Source organism: Tistlia consotensis USBA 355 (genome assembly GCF_900177295.1).
GTDB lineage: Bacteria > Pseudomonadota > Alphaproteobacteria > Kiloniellales > DSM-21159 > Tistlia > Tistlia consotensis.
Window position 1 is genome coordinate 18,909 of the sequence record NZ_FWZX01000001.1, and the last position, 17,041, is coordinate 35,949.

At 71.0% G+C, this 17,041-nt stretch carries 16 protein-coding genes and 1 riboswitch; of the genes, 6 read left to right on the forward strand and 10 right to left on the reverse strand.

Translation table 11 applies throughout. The features are described 5' to 3' along the window. Positions 1-53 precede the first annotated feature (53 nt). A riboswitch (cobalamin riboswitch) is annotated at positions 54-276 on the forward strand. Positions 277-312: 36 nt separating this feature from the next. The 4 genes from B9O00_RS00085 to B9O00_RS00100 all read left to right on the forward strand — a co-directional run bounded on the left by B9O00_RS00085 (position 313) and on the right by B9O00_RS00100 (position 3,231). Next, entirely contained in the window at positions 313-504 is a 192-nt protein-coding gene (locus tag B9O00_RS00085) for a CbtB domain-containing protein (RefSeq protein ID WP_085120395.1), read from the forward strand. 9 nt (positions 505-513) lie between these two features. Then, entirely contained in the window at positions 514-1,275 is a 762-nt protein-coding gene (locus B9O00_RS00090) for a CbtA family protein (RefSeq protein ID WP_085120396.1), read from the forward strand. A 124-nt stretch (positions 1,276-1,399) separates the two neighbouring features. Continuing rightward, the gene (locus B9O00_RS00095) at positions 1,400-2,563 is read left to right on the forward strand and encodes a GNAT family N-acetyltransferase (protein ID WP_085120397.1); all 1,164 of its coding nucleotides are present in this window, start codon (positions 1,400-1,402) and stop codon (positions 2,561-2,563) included. Further along, positions 2,536-3,231, forward strand: a complete 696-nt coding sequence (locus B9O00_RS00100; protein ID WP_085120398.1) for a tetratricopeptide repeat protein — start codon at positions 2,536-2,538, stop codon at positions 3,229-3,231. Before B9O00_RS00095 ends, B9O00_RS00100 begins: the two co-directional genes overlap by 28 nt. An 11-nt stretch (positions 3,232-3,242) precedes the next feature. Here B9O00_RS00100 and B9O00_RS00105 read toward each other — a convergent pair whose 3' ends face one another. From B9O00_RS00105 to B9O00_RS00125, 5 genes are all read right to left on the reverse strand, one after another. Beyond that, positions 3,243-4,385, reverse strand: coding sequence for a CaiB/BaiF CoA transferase family protein (locus tag B9O00_RS00105; RefSeq protein ID WP_085120399.1), 1,143 nt, complete (start codon positions 4,383-4,385; stop codon positions 3,243-3,245). Between the two features lie 50 nt (positions 4,386-4,435). Next, entirely contained in the window at positions 4,436-6,787 is a 2,352-nt protein-coding gene (gene clpA, locus B9O00_RS00110; RefSeq protein ID WP_085120400.1) for an ATP-dependent Clp protease ATP-binding subunit ClpA, read from the reverse strand. Positions 6,788-6,795: 8 nt separating this feature from the next. Beyond that, positions 6,796-7,125 carry an ATP-dependent Clp protease adapter ClpS gene (gene clpS / locus B9O00_RS00115; RefSeq protein ID WP_085120401.1) on the reverse strand — a complete coding sequence of 110 codons (330 nt, stop codon included), beginning with the start codon at positions 7,123-7,125 and terminating at the stop codon, positions 6,796-6,798. Positions 7,126-7,261: 136 nt separating this feature from the next. Next, positions 7,262-8,191, reverse strand: a complete 930-nt coding sequence (locus B9O00_RS00120; protein WP_085120402.1) for an aminotransferase class IV — start codon at positions 8,189-8,191, stop codon at positions 7,262-7,264. Positions 8,192-8,339: 148 nt separating this feature from the next. After that, the gene (locus B9O00_RS00125; RefSeq protein WP_085120403.1) at positions 8,340-8,879 is read right to left on the reverse strand and encodes a phasin family protein; all 540 of its coding nucleotides are present in this window, start codon (positions 8,877-8,879) and stop codon (positions 8,340-8,342) included. 284 nt (positions 8,880-9,163) lie between these two features. Between B9O00_RS00125 and B9O00_RS00130 the strand changes: the two genes are divergently transcribed. Next, positions 9,164-9,925, forward strand: a complete 762-nt coding sequence (locus B9O00_RS00130; protein WP_085121038.1) for a proteasome-type protease — start codon at positions 9,164-9,166, stop codon at positions 9,923-9,925. Between the two features lie 18 nt (positions 9,926-9,943). On the opposite strand, the gene B9O00_RS00135 is transcribed toward B9O00_RS00130, so the two are convergent. Further along, positions 9,944-10,693, reverse strand: coding sequence for a hypothetical protein (locus B9O00_RS00135; RefSeq protein WP_143596111.1), 750 nt, complete (start codon positions 10,691-10,693; stop codon positions 9,944-9,946). A 260-nt stretch (positions 10,694-10,953) separates the two neighbouring features. On the opposite strand from B9O00_RS00135, the gene B9O00_RS00140 reads away from it, so the two are divergent. Continuing rightward, positions 10,954-12,144: a D-alanyl-D-alanine carboxypeptidase family protein gene (locus B9O00_RS00140; protein ID WP_085120405.1), complete on the forward strand. Its 1,191-nt coding sequence runs from the start codon at positions 10,954-10,956 to the stop codon at positions 12,142-12,144. Positions 12,145-12,229: 85 nt separating this feature from the next. On the opposite strand, the gene B9O00_RS00145 is transcribed toward B9O00_RS00140, so the two are convergent. The 4 genes from B9O00_RS00145 to B9O00_RS00160 all read right to left on the reverse strand — a co-directional run bounded on the left by B9O00_RS00145 (position 12,230) and on the right by B9O00_RS00160 (position 17,025). Further along, positions 12,230-13,624 (reverse strand): methyl-accepting chemotaxis protein, encoded by a 1,395-nt coding sequence (locus tag B9O00_RS00145; protein ID WP_085120406.1) that lies wholly within the window; start codon positions 13,622-13,624, stop codon positions 12,230-12,232. 71 nt (positions 13,625-13,695) lie between these two features. Beyond that, the gene (locus tag B9O00_RS00150; protein ID WP_085120407.1) at positions 13,696-14,223 is read right to left on the reverse strand and encodes a gamma-glutamylcyclotransferase family protein; all 528 of its coding nucleotides are present in this window, start codon (positions 14,221-14,223) and stop codon (positions 13,696-13,698) included. 87 nt (positions 14,224-14,310) lie between these two features. Continuing rightward, on the reverse strand, positions 14,311-15,699 hold the full coding sequence (pgmG, locus tag B9O00_RS00155) for a phosphoglucomutase/phosphomannomutase PgmG (RefSeq protein WP_085120408.1): 1,389 nt from the start codon (positions 15,697-15,699) through the stop codon (positions 14,311-14,313). 3 nt (positions 15,700-15,702) lie between these two features. After that, entirely contained in the window at positions 15,703-17,025 is a 1,323-nt protein-coding gene (locus tag B9O00_RS00160) for a UDP-glucose dehydrogenase family protein (RefSeq protein WP_085120409.1), read from the reverse strand. Between the last annotated feature and the right edge of the window lie 16 nt (positions 17,026-17,041).

Consider the following 17,041-nt stretch of genomic DNA (forward strand, 5'->3'; position numbering starts at 1 on the left):
CGATGCCGCGGCCGGCGCCGCTTTCCGGCTTTGCGCGACCCGCCCGAAAAGGCTAGCGTATCGTCAGCGACGGTGTCGGGAACGCGGTGAGACGCGCGGGCGGGCCTCGATGAGAGGGCTCCCCGGACGTCAAATCCACGGCTGCCCCCGCAACTGTAGGCGGCGAGCGCTCGAGGCCTCGGCGATGCCACTGGGTCCCCCGCAAGGGGCTCGGGAAGGCTGCCGAAAGCGCAACGACCCGCAAGCCAGGAGACCGGCCGTCGCGATCGGTTCGACTCAGCCGTCGGGTGTGACGGCGTCAGGAGGGATGACATGGCTTACCTGAACGACACGACCCAGGAGCAGACGCGGGCGCGCAGCGAGCGCAGCGTCGCGGTCCTCTCGGCGACCCTGGCGATCCTGTTCGGGCTGTTCCTGGTCTGGGGCGTCGGCTTCGCCAGCCCGATGACGATCCACAACGCGGCCCACGACAGCCGGCACTCCTTCGCCTTTCCCTGCCACTGAGGCAGCGTCATGCTGCGTCGACTTTTCCTGACCGCGCTGGCGGCCGGGGCGATCGCTGGCGTCCTCATCACGGCGGTTCAGAGCGTCACGACGGCGCCGATCATCCGTCACGCCGAGCTCTACGAGAGCGGCGAGCTGCCGGCCCATGCCGGGCTCGCCGAGCCGTCGAGCCGGAGCCTGCTCGCCGGCCTGGCCGAGGTGCTGCTGCCCGAAGCGCTGGCCCACGGCACCGAGGCCCATGACGGCTCGGCAGCCGACGACCACGGCGGCGCCTGGGCGCCCGCGGACGGCCTCGAGCGCACCGCCTACAGCCTGCTCGCCAACCTGCTGCTCGGCGTCGGCTTCGCGCTGCTGATCTCCGCCGGCTTCGTGCTGCACGGCCGCGAGGTGACGCCGCTCGGCGGCGTGCTGTGGGGTGCCGCCGGCTTCGTCGTCGTGACCCTGGCGCCCGGCCTCGGCCTGCCGCCCGAGGTCCCCGGATCCTTCGCCGCCGACCTGCAGGACCGCCAGCTCTGGTGGGCCGCCGCCGCCCTCTGCGCGGCCGCCGGCCTCGGCCTGCTGGCCTTCGGCCGCGGCTGGCCGGCCAAGGCGCTGGGCGTCGTCGTCGCGGCCCTGCCGCATGCGGTCGGCGCGCCGCAGCCCGAGACGCTCGGCGGCGCCGTGCCGCCCGAGCTGGCCGGCCATTTCGCCGCCGCCTCGATCGTGGTCAGCGCGATCTTCTGGTCGCTGCTCGGCTGGCTGTCGTCGGTCTTCTACCGCCGGTTCGACTAGGGCCAGGCTGCGTTCGCCGCAACGGAGAGGTCAGCCTGCGCGACCTTGCCAGGGGCCGGGGCAGGTTTAGACTTCCTTCCGGAGGCCGGGCCGCTGGCGCCCCGCCGCCTCCAGGGAGAAGCTCTTGCCCGACGGCGCCTCGCCGGTCCTGATCAAGGTCGCGGCCTCGCTGAAGGAGGTCGATCCCGCGCAGTGGGACGCCTGCGCCGGATCCGGCAACCCCTTCGTCAGCCATGCCTTCCTGAGCGCGCTCGAGGACGGCAAGGCGGCGACCGCCGAGACCGGCTGGCTCGGCCAGCACCTGCTGCTGGAGGGCGAGAACGGACGGCTGCTCGGCGCCGTGCCGCTCTATCTGAAGAACCACTCCTACGGCGAGTACGTCTTCGACTGGGGCTGGGCCGACGCCTACCAGCGGGCCGGCGGCCGCTACTATCCGAAGCTGCAGTGCGCCGTGCCCTTCACGCCGGTCACCGGCCCGCGCCTGCTGATCCGCCCGGACGCCGAGCGCGACGCCGTCGCCGACACCCTGATCGCCGGCCTGACCGAGATCGCACGCCGGCACGAGGTCTCGTCGCTGCACGTGACCTTCCCGACCCGCGACGAGTGGGAGCGCTTCGGCCGCTTCGGCTTCCTGCAGCGGATCGGCCGCCAGTACCACTGGACCAACGAGGGCTACGCCAGCTTCGACGACTTCCTCGACCGGCTGGTCTCGCGCAAGCGCAAGGCGATCCGCAAGGAGCGGCGGGCGGTCGTCGAGGCTGGCGTCGAGCTCAAGGCGCTGACCGGCAGTGAGATCGAGGAGCGCCACTGGGAGGCCTTCTATCGCTTCTACCTGAACACCGTCGACAAGAAGTGGGGCAGCGCCTACCTGACCCGCGAGTTCTTCCACCTGCTCGGCGAGCGGCTCGGCGACAAGGTCGTGCTGATCATCGCCGAGTCCGACGGCCGGCCGGTCGCCGGCGCGCTCAACCTGGTCGGCGGCGACGCGCTCTACGGCCGCAACTGGGGCTGCGTGCTGGACTACAAGTTCCTGCACTTCGAGGCCTGCTACTACCAGGCGATCGACTACGCCATCGCCCACGGCCTGCAGCGCGTCGAGGCTGGCGCACAGGGCGAGCACAAGGTCCAGCGCGGCTACCTGCCGGTCGAGACCTACAGCGCCCACCTGATCCAGGACCCGCGCCTGGAGAGCGCGGTCGAGGACTTCCTGGAGCGCGAGCGCCGCTCGGTGCGCCACGAGATCGAGGGGATGCGCGAGGAATGGACCCCGTTCCGCGGCGAGTCCTGAGCGCCGCCGTCCTGCTGGCGGCCGCGGCCGGCCCCGCCGCCGCCGCTCCCGGGCCGGGCGGCCTCGTCGCCCTCTGCCTCGAGGCGCCGCGCCTGCAGGCCGTCGAGCCCTGCAGCCGGGCGCTGGCAGCCGAGCCCGGCAACCTGGCGGTCGAGCGGCGGCTCGCCTGGGGCCTGCTCGCGACCTACCGCGAGACCGACGCCATCGAGCACTTCGCCGCGATCGCCGAGCGGCGGCCCGACGATCTCGGCGCCCAGGTCGACCTGGCCGCCGTGCTGGTCGGGCTGCGCGCCTACGATGCCGCCGAGGCGCCGCTGCGCCGCGCCCTGGCGCTCGCGCCCGAGAACCTGGAGACCAACCGCCTGGCGTCGATCTACTTCGCGATCCGCGAGGACTACGGCGCGGAGCACGAGGCGCACCGGCGCCTCGCCGCCCAGGGCGACCTGACCGCGATGTTCGACCTTTCCGAGGACTTCGCCCAGGGTCGGGGCGTCGAGCCCGACCAGCCGCGGGCGCGGCGCTGGCTGGAGGCCGCGGCGGCCGGCGGCCACGTCCTGGCGATGCGCACCCTGTCGGAGAAGCTGCGCCACGGCGCCTTCGGCATGCCGCCAGATCCGGCCGGGGCCGACTACTGGCTGCAGCAGGCCGAGGCGCTCTCGGCCCGGTAGGCGGGGTCCGCTCAGACCGCGGCGGAACGGCGCCAGGCGGCCAGCGCGGCGGCCGGCTCCAGCTCCCGGAGCGGCGCGCGATCCGGTGGCGGCGAGCCGTCGATCCAGGCACCGAGCAGGCTCTCGACGCGCGGCCCCTCGCCCGGCTCCTGGCCGCGCCGGCGGATTTGGCCGCGGGCGGCGACCTGCGGGTGGTCCGGGACCTCGGCGAGCTCCGGCACCGGCTCGAAGCAGCAGTCGAGCGGGCCGAGCAGCGCGGTCCAGTGGGCCAGCGGCTGCCCGGCGAAGATCGCCTCGACCTCGGCGATCAGCGCCTTCTGCGGGAAGGGCTCCCACTGGCGCGCGACCAGCCCGGGCCGGCCGACCGCCTCGCAGAAGCACCGCCAGAACTTGGCCTCGATGGCGCCCAGGGTGACGAAACGGCCGTCGGCGGTGCCGTAGACCCGGTAGCAGGCGGCACCGCCGTTGAGCAGGGCGCGGCCGCGCGTCGGCTGCCAGCCGGGGCGCAGCGCCCCGGTCATCGGCAGCGCCTGCCAGGCCAGCACGGTCTCGGTCAGGCTGACGTCGAGGTAGGCGCCGCGCCCGGCCTCGGGACCGCCGCCGCGGCGCAGCAGGGCGGCCAGGATCACCACCACGGCCTGCAGCGCCGAGGCGTGGTCGGCGACCGGCGGATAGGTCATGACCGGCGCGGCCTCGGGGCCCGAGGCCGCGAGGCCGCCGCCGACCGCCATGTAGTTGATGTCGTGCCCGCCCTTGAGGGCGTAGGGGCCGGTCTGGCCATAGCCGGAGAGCGCGCAGTGCACGAGCCGCGGGTTCAGGGCGGCGAGGCTGTCGCGGCCGAGGCCGAGCTTGTCGAGGGTGCCGGGCCGGTAGCTCTCCAGCAGGATGTCGGCCTCGGCGACGAGGCGGCGGAAGGCGTCCCGGCCCTCGCCGCTCTTGAGGTCGAGGCGGACCACGGTCTTGCCGGCGTTGATCGCCTTGTACCAGGCCGAGACGCCATCGTCGTCGACCGGCCCCAGCGCGCGCATGGGATCGCCGCCCGGCGGCTCGACCTTGCAGACCGCGGCGCCGAGATCGGCGAGCAGCTGCCCGGCCATCGGGCCGGGCAGCCATTGCGAGAGGTCGAGGACCCGGGTCCCCGGCAGCAGGGTCATGGCGAGGGCGCCCCCCGTCTCCCCCGGTGCCCCGGGGCCGCCGCGGGCCGCTAGCCGACCAGCTCCGGCACCTTGTCGGTCTCGGCCGTGCCGTCGCCGTTGCCGCTCTTGCGGCCGCTCGGCGGCTTGCCGGAGCCGGCCGGCAGCTCCTCGAAGACGAAGGCCGGCTCGCCGTCGACGATGTCGACCTTGACGACACCGCCCTTGGTCAGCTTGCCGAACAGCAGCTCCTCGGCGAGCGGCCGCTTGATGCGGTCCTGGATGACCCGGCCGAGCGGACGCGCGCCGAAGTGCTGGTCGAAGCCCTTCTCGCCGAGCCAGCGGCGCGCCGCGGCGCTGAGCTCGATGGTGACGTTGCGGTCGGCGAGCTGCGCCTCGAGCTGGATGACGAACTTGTCGACGACCCGCTGGACGATCTCCGGCGTCAGGCTGGCGAAGGGGATGACCGAGTCCAGCCGGTTGCGGAACTCCGGGGTGAACATCCGGTTGATCGCGTCCTGGTCCTCGCCCTCGCGCTTCTCGCGGCCGAAGCCGATCGCGTGCTTAGCCATGTCGGCGGCACCGGCGTTGGTGGTCATGATCAGGATGACGTTGCGGAAATCGACGTTCTTGCCGTTGTGATCGGTCAGCTTCCCGTAGTCCATGATCTGCAGGAGGATGTTGAACAGGTCCGGATGGGCCTTCTCGATCTCGTCGAGCAGCAGCACGGAGTGCGGGTGCTGGTCGATCGCGTCGGTCAGCAGGCCGCCCTGGTCGAAGCCGACGTAGCCCGGCGGCGCGCCGATCAGGCGGCTGACCGAGTGGCGCTCCATGTACTCCGACATGTCGAAGCGGGTCAGCTCGATGCCCAGCGAATGGGCGAGCTGGCGGGCGACCTCGGTCTTGCCGACGCCGGTCGGGCCGGAGAAGAGGTAGCAGCCGATCGGCTTCTCGGGCTCGCGCAGGCCGGCGCGGGCCAGCTTGATCGCGCTCGACAGGGCCTCGATCGCCTTGTCCTGGCCGAACACCATGGTCTTGAGGTCGCGCTCCAGGTTGCGCAGCGCCTCCTTGTCGTCCTTCGAGACGGATTTGGGAGGAATGCGCGCGATCTTGGCGACCACCGCCTCGACCTCCTTGACGCCGATCTGCTTCTTGCGCCGCGATTCCGGCAGCAGCGTCTGGGCGGCGCCGACCTCGTCGATCACGTCGATCGCCTTGTCGGGCAGCTTGCGGTCGTTGATGTAGCGGTGCGCCAGCTCGACGGCGCTGCGCAGCGCCTCGTTGGTGTAGCGCACCCCGTGGTGCTTCTCGTAGTAGGGCTTGAGGCCGCGCAGGATCTTGACCGAGTCCTCGACCGACGGCTCGTTGACGTCGATCTTCTGGAAGCGCCGGACCAGGGCCCGGTCCTTCTCGAAGTAGTTGCGGTATTCCTTGTAGGTCGTCGAGCCGATGCAGCGCAGGCCGCCGGCCTGCAGGGCCGGCTTCAGCAGATTCGAGGCGTCCATCGCCCCGCCCGAGGTGGCGCCGGCGCCGATCACCGTGTGGATCTCGTCGATGAACAGCACCGCGTGCGGCTGCTGCTCCATCTCGTTCATCACCGCCTTGAGGCGCTCCTCGAAGTCGCCGCGGTAGCGGGTGCCGGCGAGCAGCGCGCCCATGTCGAGCGCGAAGATCGTCGCGTCCTTGAGCACGTCGGGCACCTCACCGTCGACGATGCGGCGCGCCAGGCCCTCGGCGATCGCCGTCTTGCCGACGCCGGGATCGCCGACGTAGAGCGGGTTGTTCTTGGTGCGGCGACAGAGCACCTGGATCGTGCGCTCGATCTCGTGGGCGCGGCCGATCAGCGGATCGATCTTGCCCTTGCGGGCCTTCTCGTTCAGGTCGATGCAGTAGGCGTCGAGCGCCTCGCGACCCTTCTTCGATTCCTTGTCCGTGGACGCCTCCGGCTGTTCCTCGGCGCCGCGCACAGTATGCGGCTTCTCGTGACCGGGCACCTTGGCAATACCGTGACTGATGTAGTTGACCGCGTCGAGACGGGTCATGTCCTGCTCCTGCAGGAAATAGACCGCGTGGCTCTCGCGCTCCGAGAACATGGCGACCAGGACATTGGCGCCCGTGACCTCCTCGCGGCCCGAGGACTGCACGTGGATCGCGGCGCGCTGCAGGACGCGCTGGAAGCCGGCGGTCGGCTTGGCCTCGCCGGCGTGGGCGTTGATCAGGTTCGAGAGCTCGTTGTCGATGTAGTCCCCGACCTCGCTCTTGAGCTTCTCGACGTCGACCCCGCAGGCCCGCATGACGGCGATCGCGTCACTGTCCTCGCCGAGCGCGAGCAGCAGGTGCTCGAGCGTGGCGTATTCGTGGCGGCGCTCGTTGGCGAAGGCCAGGGCACGATGCAGAGTCTTTTCGAGATTGGCCGAAAGCATCTAGCGCATCATTCCTTTTCCAAAGTGCACTGCAGAGGGTGCTGGTGCTTGCGGGCGTACTCCACGACCTGGGTCACCTTGGTTTCGGCGATCTCGTAGGTGTAGACGCCGCAGACTCCGACACCCCGCCGGTGCACGTGCAGCATGATCGCCGTGGCCTCCTCGCGGTTCTTGGCGAAGAAGCGCTCCAGAACGTGAACGACGAACTCCATGGGCGTGTAGTCGTCGTTCAGCATCAGGACCTTGTACATCGACGGCTTCTTCGTCTTGGTCCGGGTGCGCACGATCACGCCGGTCGAGTTGCCGCCGTCCCTCCGCTTGTTGTCGTCGTCGCTCATCGTCCTCTTTGTCCCGGCGGATCTCCGGGCGCCCCGCGCAACCTCCGGCGCTTCGGCTCCGCCCTGATGAATTAGGTTGCGGCGCGGAGCCGTCAGTCAAGGGGGCGCCCGGCCGCAAGGGCTGCGCCGCCATCGTTCAGGCCGCCAAATGCGAGAGATACTGTCCGACGAAGTCGAACTGCACGCTCTCCGAAAAAGCCCGTGTCAGCCGCTCGGTGACGGTCCCGGGCAGCTTGCCGCCGCCGAGCGGCCGGCCGTCGATCGAGCGGATCGGGCAGAGGCAGAGGCTGGTCGAGGTCAGGAAGCCTTCCTCCGCCGTCAGCGCATCGTAGGGGTCGAGGTCGGTCTCCTCGACGGCAATTCCCAGCTCGGCCGCCAGTTCCATCACCGTCTCGCGGGTGATGCCGGGCAGCACCTTCTGCGCCCGCGGCGTCTTCAGCCGGCCGTCGATCACCAGGAAGACGTTGCAGCCGATGCCCTCCGTGAGGTTGCCCTCGAGGTCGAGCAGCACCGCCCAGGCCTCGGGCGCCTGGGCGCTGGCCTCCAGCTGGCCCAGGGCCAGGTTGAGATAGTTCTGGGTCTTGGCGCGCGGCGACAGGCTCTCGGGCGGCGTGCGGCGCACCCAGGGGATCACGACGTCGATGCCGTCGCGGAACAGCGGCGCGCGCCTGGCCAGCGGCAGCGGCGTGCACTCGACGATGATCGTCGGCCGGTCGCTGCCCGCACGGTCGTCGGCGCCCTCGGCCGGCACGCCGCGGGTCACCCGCTGGGTCACCCACCAGTCGCCCTCGGCGCCGCGCAGCGGCTCGTTGCGGGCGACCAGCTCCCGGCTGATCGAGATCAGCTGCTCGGGGGCGAGGCCGCAGTCGAGCTTCAGGTAGGCCATCGAGCGGTAGAGCCGCGCGACGTGCTCCTCGAGCTTGTGGATCCGGCCCCGGAAGGTGCGCGCCGTATCGAAGACGCCGTCGCCGTGGATGAAGCCGCGGTCGCGGAACGGGATCCGCACCGCGCTTTCCGGCAGGAAGTCGCCGTTGAACCAGGCAGTGCGTTCCGGCGAACCAGACATCGACCAGGGGCTCCCTCTCGATGACAGCGTGGACGGCAGCTCCGCAAAGGTTAACACGGGAAAGGCGTCGCCGCAGCGGCGAACACGAAAAGGGCCCGGCAATCGCTCGCCGGGCCCAAAGCGTAGTCGGGAAGTGGTGAAGAGGGGCTTAAGCCGCCGGCTTCGTGATCTTCTCGACCGTGACCTGGACCCGCTCCTGGATCGGCGCGAAGGCCTCGTTCGCGGTCTTCATAGACATCTCGGCGACCTTGGCGCTCTCGGCGACGCAGCCGTCGAACAGCGAGCGGCTGTACTCGCTCTGCAGGTCCATCATCTCCTGCAGGTTCTTCGCGCCGAGCAGCTTCTTGGTCGTGGTCATGCCGGTCTCGACGTTGCCCTGGGCGAAGCCCATCAGCTCCTTGGCCAGGACCTCGAAGGCCTTGGCGAAGGTCGTCGTGGTGGCGACGACGGCATCGAGGTTCGCCTTGTTGAGCGAAACCATCTCGTCGTAGTTCTGGAACAGCATGGTCGAGGTCTTCTCGACATGGTCCTTGGTCAGGGAGACGGTCTGCTCGTAGTGCTTGGCATAGGCGTCGGTGCCGGCCTTCATGACGGCCTCGACGGTCTCCTTGCCGGCGTTGACGGCGGCTTCGACGGGCGCCAGCACGTCCTGCTGGACGGTGGCGGCGGACTTCTTGGCGGTGGACATGGGGGATCTCCTCGCTGGGGGCACTCGGGGGGAGCTGAGTGATTCTGGCTTTTACTGCCGGTGCGGGTTTGTGCACCGCAACATGCCCAGAAGATAGGCACCCGTGGTTGTAAGTCAAGCACTTTTTGCTGCACTGCAACATGGGGCAAACCGCCGCCCCGCACCGCCCGTCCCCGGCCCCTTTGGGAAGCGCCGCTGCGTTGCCTTGTCGCGGCGCGGCGAACCTGTCACGCTTGCCGATCGAGATGCCGCCGGCCGGCGGGGACGCTGCGGGTGACCTGCCGATGACCTACTGCCTGGGACTGCTGGTGAACGACGGGCTGGTGCTGCTGGCCGACGGCCGGATCACCTCCGGCAGCCAGGTCAGCAACGCCCGCAAGGCGACCCGCCACGGTCCCGAGGGCGCCCAGGTCGCGGTCATGACCTCGGGCCTGCGCTCGCTGCGCGACAAGACCCTGGCCTTCTTCGACCGCGCCCAGCGCAAGCGCTTCCCGCACGGCCACAGCTCGATGCTCGAGGCGGTCGACAGCTACTGCCAGTGCATCCGCGAGGTCGAGGAGCAGGACCGCGAGGCCCTGGAGAAGTCGGACCTGAAGTTCAACCTCCACGCCATCATCGCCGGCCAGCTGGAGGACGATCCCGAACCGACGCTGTTCCTGGTCTATCCGGAAGGCAACTGGATCGCCGTCGACCGGCGCACGCCCTACCTCTCGATCGGCGCGGTGGCCTACGGCAAGCCGATCCTGGACCGGGCCCTGCGCTTCGAGACGCCGATGGAGACGGCGCTGAAGCTCGCCTACCTGTCGTTCGATTCGACCCGCTTCTCCTCGGCCGACGTCGGCTATCCGATCGACCTGATGACCTTCGCCAGCCTCGACCGGCAATGGCGCGAGGTGCAGTACGACTACGAGGACCTGGTCGCCCAGCGCACCTGGTGGAACGAGCACATCACCAAGCTGGCCGCCGAGATGCCGGCCGGCCCCTGGATCGACAGCCTGCTGCCGGCCGCCGACGCCCGCCGGCTCTCGCTGGTCCGCGACGACTAGCCGGCGGCACCGGCTTCCCTAGATCAGGCCGCCCAGGCCGTTCTCGGTGACCTTCAGGCTGAAGGCCTTGTAGTCCTGCTCGCGCTCCGGCCCGGGCTGGGCGGTCGCCGTCTCGGCGGCGCTCAGCGGCCGCGGCGCGTTGAACGGCACGCCGGTGTGGTCGGCGCCGAGCAGCAGGGAGACGAAGGGCAGCCGGGTGACGTCGGTCTGCGGCGCCTGCCAGGCCTGGAACCAGACCTTGCCGCCGGCGCAGGCGATCGCGATCCAGTAGAAGCGCGTCGAGCGCAGCTCCGTGCCGACCGGCGGCTTCTGGCCGAGGCCGGCCTGCTCGAGCGTGCGCTCGAGCCGCTGGAACTCCTCCGCATCGAGGGAGGCCTGCGCCTTCTGCCACTGCCAGGCCGAGAGCGGCGTCGACAGGTCGACCGAGCCGAGCTTGCCGTAGCTCGCGGCGTCCTGCACCCGAGCGGTCAGCTCGGCACCGCCCGCGTTCGGCCCGGAGGGATCGCTGGCGACGAGGTCGTAGACCCTCAGCTGCTCCTGGTAGCGGCCGTTGTAGACGACCCGGATGCGGTCGGGCGCGCCCGCATGGCAGGCCGCGCGGATGTCGTCGCCGTTGAGCAGGCTGAACCAGGTCAGCTTCTGCGCGAAGGGCGTCTCCAGGTCGCCCCGGTAGCTGCAAGCGGCGAGCAGCAGCAGGCCGCCCAGCCCGAGGCCGCCGACGAGGCCGCGGCGGAGCCCCCGCAGGGCAAGCGGGACCGCTCGTCGCACCGTCCGGAGCATCGTAGGAAAGCCTTTACCTGTTAACCCTAAGCTCGTCATGCTGTCGGTCGCTGGCCGGGCTCGGGGGTTGAGCGGCGCCGCCCGGGCGCCTGTGCCCTGGACAGCGACGAGCCGATTCGCGTAAAAGAAGACGTGATTCGCGAGGCTTACGGACGAATCTTCGGAGGTGACCTGTGCTTCGTCGAGCAATTTCTCGATTCTCCTTGCGTTTAGCCGGTCTCACTCTGGCCTCGCTGGCGCTCGCCCTGATGGCTGCGCCGACCCCGAGTTCCGCCAGGTATGCTTCCATCGTCATCGACTACGACACCGGTACGGTGCTCCACGAAGACCATGCCGACGACCGGAACTACCCGGCCTCGCTCACCAAGATGATGACGCTCTACCTGCTATTCGAGGCGCTCGACCGCGGTACCGTCAAGCTCGACGACAAGCTGCCCGTCTCGAAGCGCGCTCAGGGGATGCCGCCCTCCAAGCTGTGGCTCAAGGCCGGCGACACGATCACCGTCGAGAACGCGATCCTGGCCCTGACCACGCAGTCGGCAAACGACGTCGCCGTGGTCATCGCCGAGGCGCTGGGCGGGACCGAGGTGCACTTCGCGCAGCTGATGACGGAGAAGGCCCACGAGCTGGGCATGAGCCGCACGTCCTACCGGAACGCCTCCGGCCTGCCGAACCGCCACCAGGTCTCGACCGCCCGCGACATAGCGACGCTGTCGAAGGCCCTGCTGCGCGACTTCCCGCAGTACTACGACGTGTTCTCGGCGAAGGCCTTCCGCTATCACGGCAACACCTACAAGAACCACAACCACCTGCTGACCAAGTACGACGGCACCGACGGCATCAAGACCGGGTACATCCGCGCCTCCGGCTTCAACCTCGCGGCCTCGGTGGTGCGCGACGGGCGACGGCTGATCGCCGTGGTGTTCGGCGGCCGCACCTCGCGCTCGCGCGACCGGCACATGATGAGCCTGCTCGATCGCGGCTTCATCAAGGCGGCGGGGCTGCCGCGCTTCTCGCCGGATCCCTCGCCGCCGAAGCCGCGCACCCTGCTCGCCGCCGCGCACGCCGCCGACGACGCGGTCGCCAACGACAACTCGTCCGACGACGAGGAGACCGCCGACGACGGCGCTTCCGACGACGGCTCGGTGCTCGGCGGGCTGATCCGCCCGGCCCAGGCGGCCAGCGTCAGCGGCCCCTACGGCGTGCAGGTCGGCGCCTTCTTCGACTACGATTCGGCGCTCGCGCTGGCCAAGAAGGCCAGCGCGCGGCTGCCCAAGCTGCTGCCCGCGGAGCAGGTCGTGGTGACCAGCCTGCCGGTCGGCGACAAGACGCTCTACCGGGCGCGCATCCTGGGGCTCGCCTCGGCTGAGGCGAAGAAGGCCTGCCGCGAGCTGCAGCGCCGCTCGATCGACTGCCTGATCATCGCGACCGACGGCTGAGCGCCCGCGGCGCTTCCGGAGAATCGAAAGGCCCGCGGCGCGCTCGCCGCGGGCCTTCGTCGTTCGGGCCGGCGGCCGCCGCGCGTCAGGCGGGCTTGTAGGCGAGGCGCACGGCGCCCCAGTGGCGGCCGCGCACCGTGATCGGCGCCGAGACGTCCTTCATCAGGACGAACTGGCCGCCGCCCATGTCGCGCCGGTAGGCCTGCAGCAGGAAGGGCGCCTGGTTGCGTCCGGCGGCGAGCCCGACCCGGTCGTCGAAGATCCGGCGGTTCCGGCAGTTGGCGTTGTTCCACACCGGGTCGTTGCCCTGGGGCTGGCAGAACTTGCGATTGTGCGTCGGCAGGTAGCCGCGCTGGTCGACCGACGCGCAGAACACGATCGTCGGGTCGCTGGCCAGGACCGGCTCCTGGATCGCCGGCAGCACGCGGTCGGTGAACTCGGTGAAGCGGGCCATGACCTGCTGCGGATTGCTGCCCGGAATCGGCCGGTAGTCGACGTCGAACAGCGCCGCCTCGGTGATCGCGCCCTCCTCGAGGCCGCGCTCGAAGGCCGCCGAGACCTGCCGGGCGGCGTCCTGGACCTTGACCACGAAGGGATGGTCGAGGGCATTGTCCTCGCTGCTCGCCATCAGGCCGACCAGGCGCTCGCCCATCTGCACCAGGCGGCCGATCCGGTCGCGCGCCTCGCCGAGCGTGCCGGAGGAGGTGCCGAGGTCCTCGGAGGCGGCCTCCAGCGTGCCGAGGAAGCTGTCGGACTGGCGGTCGATCTCCTCGGTCGACTGGGCGATGCCGGCAGCCTGCTGCTCGACCTGGCGGATCGTCTCCTCGAGCACGGTGACGACCTCGCCGATCGCGGTCGTGCCGCTGCGCACGGCCTGGGCGCGTTCGGTGCTCTCGCTGCCGCGCGCGATCAGCGCCTCGGCCTGCTCGGTCAGGCCGCGCAGGGTCTGCTCGATCTGCTTGGTCGCCTGGCTGGTCTGGGTCGCCAGTCCCTTGACCTCGCCGGCGACCACGGCGAAGCCCTTGCCGGCCTCGCCGGCCCGCGCCGCCTCGATCGTCGCGTTCAGGGCCAGCAGGTTGGTCTGGCGGGCGATCGCGTCGATGTCGCCGGAGACCTTGGCGACCTCGGCCAGGGCCGCCTGCAGGCCGCCGAGCCGCTCCTCGATGTGATGCACCGAGGCGACCAGCTGGTGGATCGCGGCCAGCGACTCGTCGATCGTGCCGCGCGAGCGGGCGATCTCGCCGGCCGCCCGGGCCGCGGCCTCGCGCGACAGCGAGGAGGCCTCGCGCACCGCGTGGTTGTTGCCGGCCAAGGAGTTCGCGGTCTCGACCATCGCCGAGAAGGCCTGGGCCTGGGTCTCCAGGACCCGGCTCAGCTGCTCGACGTTGCCCGCGACGTCGGCCGCCTCGATCGAGAGATCGCCGGCCTCCCGGGCCGCGCTCTCGATGAGGTTGCCCTGCCCTGCCTGCTCCGCTGCCATCGGCCCTTTCCGTTCGTAAGACTACTTACGGAGGAAGGTAGGCGCCCAGGGTTAACCGCCGGTAAAGTCGCTCAGGCGGCGAGCCGCAGCCAGGCCCCGGGCGGCAGGTCGCCGGCCTGGCGGGCGATCCCGGCGATGCGCCGCCGGGCGTGCCAGCTGAGATCGCCGGACCAGGGCCCGGCCGCGCCGAACTCGCTCATCCAGCGCTCGACCCGCGGCAGGAAGCGGCGCTTGTGCCGGCGCTGCCAGTCGTGGAGCGTCCAGTCGCCGGCCAGGCAGAGCCCGCGCCGCTCGGGCAGGAAGACATGGGCCTCGACCAGGCCGCCCCCGGCCGCGACCGCCTGGCGTCCGACCGTGTAGCCGTCGCCCTCGAAGTGGGCCATGCGATGGAGCCCGGCGAGGTCGATGCCCTCGGCCAGCAGGCCCCGGACGCGGCCGCCCGGATGCCGGCGCACGACCGGAAAGCTGCCGTGGCGCGCCGGGGTGCGGACCCAGCCGCTCAGCGTCGCCGGGGCCAGCTCGAGCCGCGCGTGGCTCTCGGAGAGCACGAGGCGCCGCACATCGGCGTCGAGCAGGGTGCCGTAGAAGAAGAAGCGCATCGCCGTCGCCCCCGGACCGTCGAGAGGCGCCGGGATAGAGCCTCGGCGCCGACGATTCAAGAGGCCAGGGGTCCGGCGAACGCCGTCCTAGCCGAGCGACAGCGGCGGCGCCTCCAGGCCGCTGGCGCCGAGCTGCGCGGCGAGCGCCGCGTAGAGCCGCTGCAGGCCGGCCTCGTCCTGCGCCTCGCAGCGCGCGACCAGCACGTCCTGGGTGTTCGAGGCGCGCAGCAGCCACCAGCCGTCGGCGGTCTTGACCCGCACGCCGTCGACATCGTTGACCTCGGCCCCGGCCTCCTTGAGCCGGGCCGCGACCGCCTCGATCACCCCGAACTTGCGGGTCTCGTCGCAGGGGAAGCGCAGCTCCGGCGTGTTGACCACCTTGGGCAGGGAATCGCGGAACTCGGCCAGGCTGCCGCCGAAGCGGCCGATGGCGTTGAGCAGCCGCACGGCGGCGTAGAGCGCGTCGTCGTGGCCGTAGAAGCGGTCGGCGAAGAACAGGTGGGCGCTCATCTCGCCGGCGAAGGGGGCACCGGTCTCGGCCATCTTCGCCTTGACCAGCGAGTGGCCGGTCTGGCCCATGATCGGCCTGCCGCCGAGGGCGGCGATGCCGTCGAACAGCACCTGGCTGGCCTTGACGTCGGCGATGATCGGGGCGCCCGGGCGCTCGGCCAGCACCTCGCGCGCCAGCAGCAGCATCAGCTGGTCGCCCCAGAGCACCCGGCCCTGGCCGTCGAGGGCGCCGATGCGGTCGCCGTCGCCGTCGAAGGCGATGCCGAGATCACAGCCCTGCTCCAGCACGGTCCGGCGCAGGACCTCGAGGTTCTCCGGCACGGTCGGGTCGGGATGGTGGTTCGGGAAGCGGCCGTCGACCTCCTCGAACAGCAGGATGTGCTCGCCGGGCAGGCCGGCGGTCAGGCGCACCATGGCCGGGCCGGCGGCGCCGTTGCCGGCGTCCCAGGCGATCTTGAGGTCGCGCGGCCCGTCGAAGTCGCGCAGCAGGCGGGCGACGTAGCGCTCCATCAGGTCGATCTGGCGGCTGCTGCCGGCGCCGCGCTCCCAGTCGCCGGCCGCGGCCAGGCGGCCGAGCTCCTGGATCGTCTCGCCGAACAGCGACTTCTTGCCGAGCATCAGCTTGAAGCCGTTGTATTCGGGCGGATTGTGGGAGCCGGTGATCATGATGCCGCCGCCGGCATCGAGCTCGTGGACGGCATAGTAGAGCATCGGCGTCGGCCCCAGGCCGATGCGCAGCGCCTCGACGCCGCTCGCCTCCAGGCCGCGCACCACGGCCGCCTCCAGCTCCGGCGAGGACAGCCGCCCGTCGTAGCCGACGGCGACGCTGGTCCCGCCCTGTCGGCGCACCAGGGTCGCGACGCCGCGCGCCAGCGCCTCGGCGTCGGCCGCGTGCAGCGTCTTGCCGACCACGCCGCGCACGTCGTAGGCGCGCAGCACCGTCTGGTCGAAGGTGTGACGTTCCATCGCTCAGGCTCCCGCGGGCGCGGCCGGACGGCCGACCGAAAGGTAGTCGAAGCCCTGCTCGGCCATGTCCTCCGGCTTGTAGATGTTGCGCAGGTCGACGATCCGCGGCCGCTTCATCAGGCCCCTGACCCGCTCCAGGTCGAGGTTCCGGAAGGCGTTCCACTCGGTGATGATGACCAGGCAGTCGGCGCCCTCGATCGCCTCGTAGGTATCCTGGCACCAGGTCACGCCGTCGAGCAGGCGCCGGGCCTCGGCCATGCCCTCGGGGTCGTAGGCGCGCAGCGTGGCGCCGCCCTGCTGCAGGGCCGGCACGATGGCCAGCGAGGGCGCGTCGCGCATGTCGTCGGTGTTCGGCTTGAAGGTCAGGCCGAGCACCCCGATCGTCAGGCCCTCGACCGAGCCGCCGCAGTGGGCCACGACCTTCTCGGCCATGCGCCGCTTGCGCGCCTCGTTGACCTCGACGACCGTCTCGACGATGCGGATCGGCGCCGCCGCCTCCTGGGCGGTACGCACCAGCGCCAGGGTGTCCTTGGGAAAGCAGGAGCCGCCGTAGCCCGGGCCGGCGTGCAGGAACTTGCCGCCGATGCGCCCGTCGAGGCCGATGCCGCGGGCGACCTGCTGGACGTCGGCGCCGACCTTCTCGCAGAGGTCGGCGACCTCGTTGATGAAGGTGATCTTCATCGCCAGGAAGGCGTTGGCCGCATACTTGATCAGCTCGGCCGTCTCGAGCGCGGTGAAGAGGATCGGCGTCTCGTTGAGGTAGAGCGGCCGGTAGAGCGCCCGCAGCGTCTCGCGCGCCTCGTCGGTGTCGGCGCCGATGACCACCCGGTCGGGCCGCATGAAGTCCTCGATCGCCGAGCCCTCGCGCAGGAACTCGGGGTTCGAGGCGACCTCGATGTCGCCGCCGCCGCGGACCCGGTCGACGATCTCCTTGACCTTGCGCCCGGTGCCGACCGGCACGGTCGACTTGGTGACCAGCACGGTCGGGCCGTCGACCGCCGTCGCGACCTCCTCGGCGGCGGCGAAGACGTAGCTGAGGTCGGCGTGGCCGTCGCCGCGGCGCGACGGCGTGCCGACGGCGATGAAGACGGCGTCGCAGCCGGCGACGCCCTCGGCGAGGTCGGTGGTGAAGGACAGCCGGCCGGCCTTGACGTTCTTGGCGACCAGCTGGTCGAGGCCGGGCTCGTAGATCGGGATCTCGCCGCGCTTCAGGCGGTCGATCTTGCCGGCGTCCTTGTCGACGCAGACGACGTCCGTACCGAACTCAGAGAAGCAGGCCCCGGAAACCAGTCCGACGTAGCCAGTACCGATCATGGCGATGCGCATCGCGAAGTCTCCGGGC

Bases quoted from the DNA above. Each gene is read 5' to 3' on its own strand.
- clpS (WP_085120401.1), bottom strand. From the start codon at position 7,125: ATGAGCGACGACGACAACAAGCGGAGGGACGGCGGCAACTCGACCGGC.
- B9O00_RS00145 (WP_085120406.1), bottom strand. From the start codon at position 13,624: ATGGCAGCGGAGCAGGCAGGGCAGGGCAACCTCATCGAGAGCGCGGCC.
- B9O00_RS00105 (WP_085120399.1), bottom strand. From the start codon at position 4,385: ATGACCCTGCTGCCGGGGACCCGGGTCCTCGACCTCTCGCAATGGCTG.
- B9O00_RS00150 (WP_085120407.1), bottom strand. From the start codon at position 14,223: ATGCGCTTCTTCTTCTACGGCACCCTGCTCGACGCCGATGTGCGGCGC.
- B9O00_RS00140 (WP_085120405.1), top strand. From the start codon at position 10,954: ATGGCTGCGCCGACCCCGAGTTCCGCCAGGTATGCTTCCATCGTCATC.
- B9O00_RS00100 (WP_085120398.1), top strand. From the start codon at position 2,536: ATGGACCCCGTTCCGCGGCGAGTCCTGAGCGCCGCCGTCCTGCTGGCG.
- B9O00_RS00120 (WP_085120402.1), bottom strand. From the start codon at position 8,191: ATGTCTGGTTCGCCGGAACGCACTGCCTGGTTCAACGGCGACTTCCTG.
- B9O00_RS00160 (WP_085120409.1), bottom strand. From the start codon at position 17,025: ATGCGCATCGCCATGATCGGTACTGGCTACGTCGGACTGGTTTCCGGG.
- pgmG (WP_085120408.1), bottom strand. From the start codon at position 15,699: ATGGAACGTCACACCTTCGACCAGACGGTGCTGCGCGCCTACGACGTG.
- B9O00_RS00125 (WP_085120403.1), bottom strand. From the start codon at position 8,879: ATGTCCACCGCCAAGAAGTCCGCCGCCACCGTCCAGCAGGACGTGCTG.
- B9O00_RS00085 (WP_085120395.1), top strand. From the start codon at position 313: ATGGCTTACCTGAACGACACGACCCAGGAGCAGACGCGGGCGCGCAGC.
- B9O00_RS00090 (WP_085120396.1), top strand. From the start codon at position 514: ATGCTGCGTCGACTTTTCCTGACCGCGCTGGCGGCCGGGGCGATCGCT.
- B9O00_RS00130 (WP_085121038.1), top strand. From the start codon at position 9,164: ATGACCTACTGCCTGGGACTGCTGGTGAACGACGGGCTGGTGCTGCTG.
- clpA (WP_085120400.1), bottom strand. From the start codon at position 6,787: ATGCTTTCGGCCAATCTCGAAAAGACTCTGCATCGTGCCCTGGCCTTC.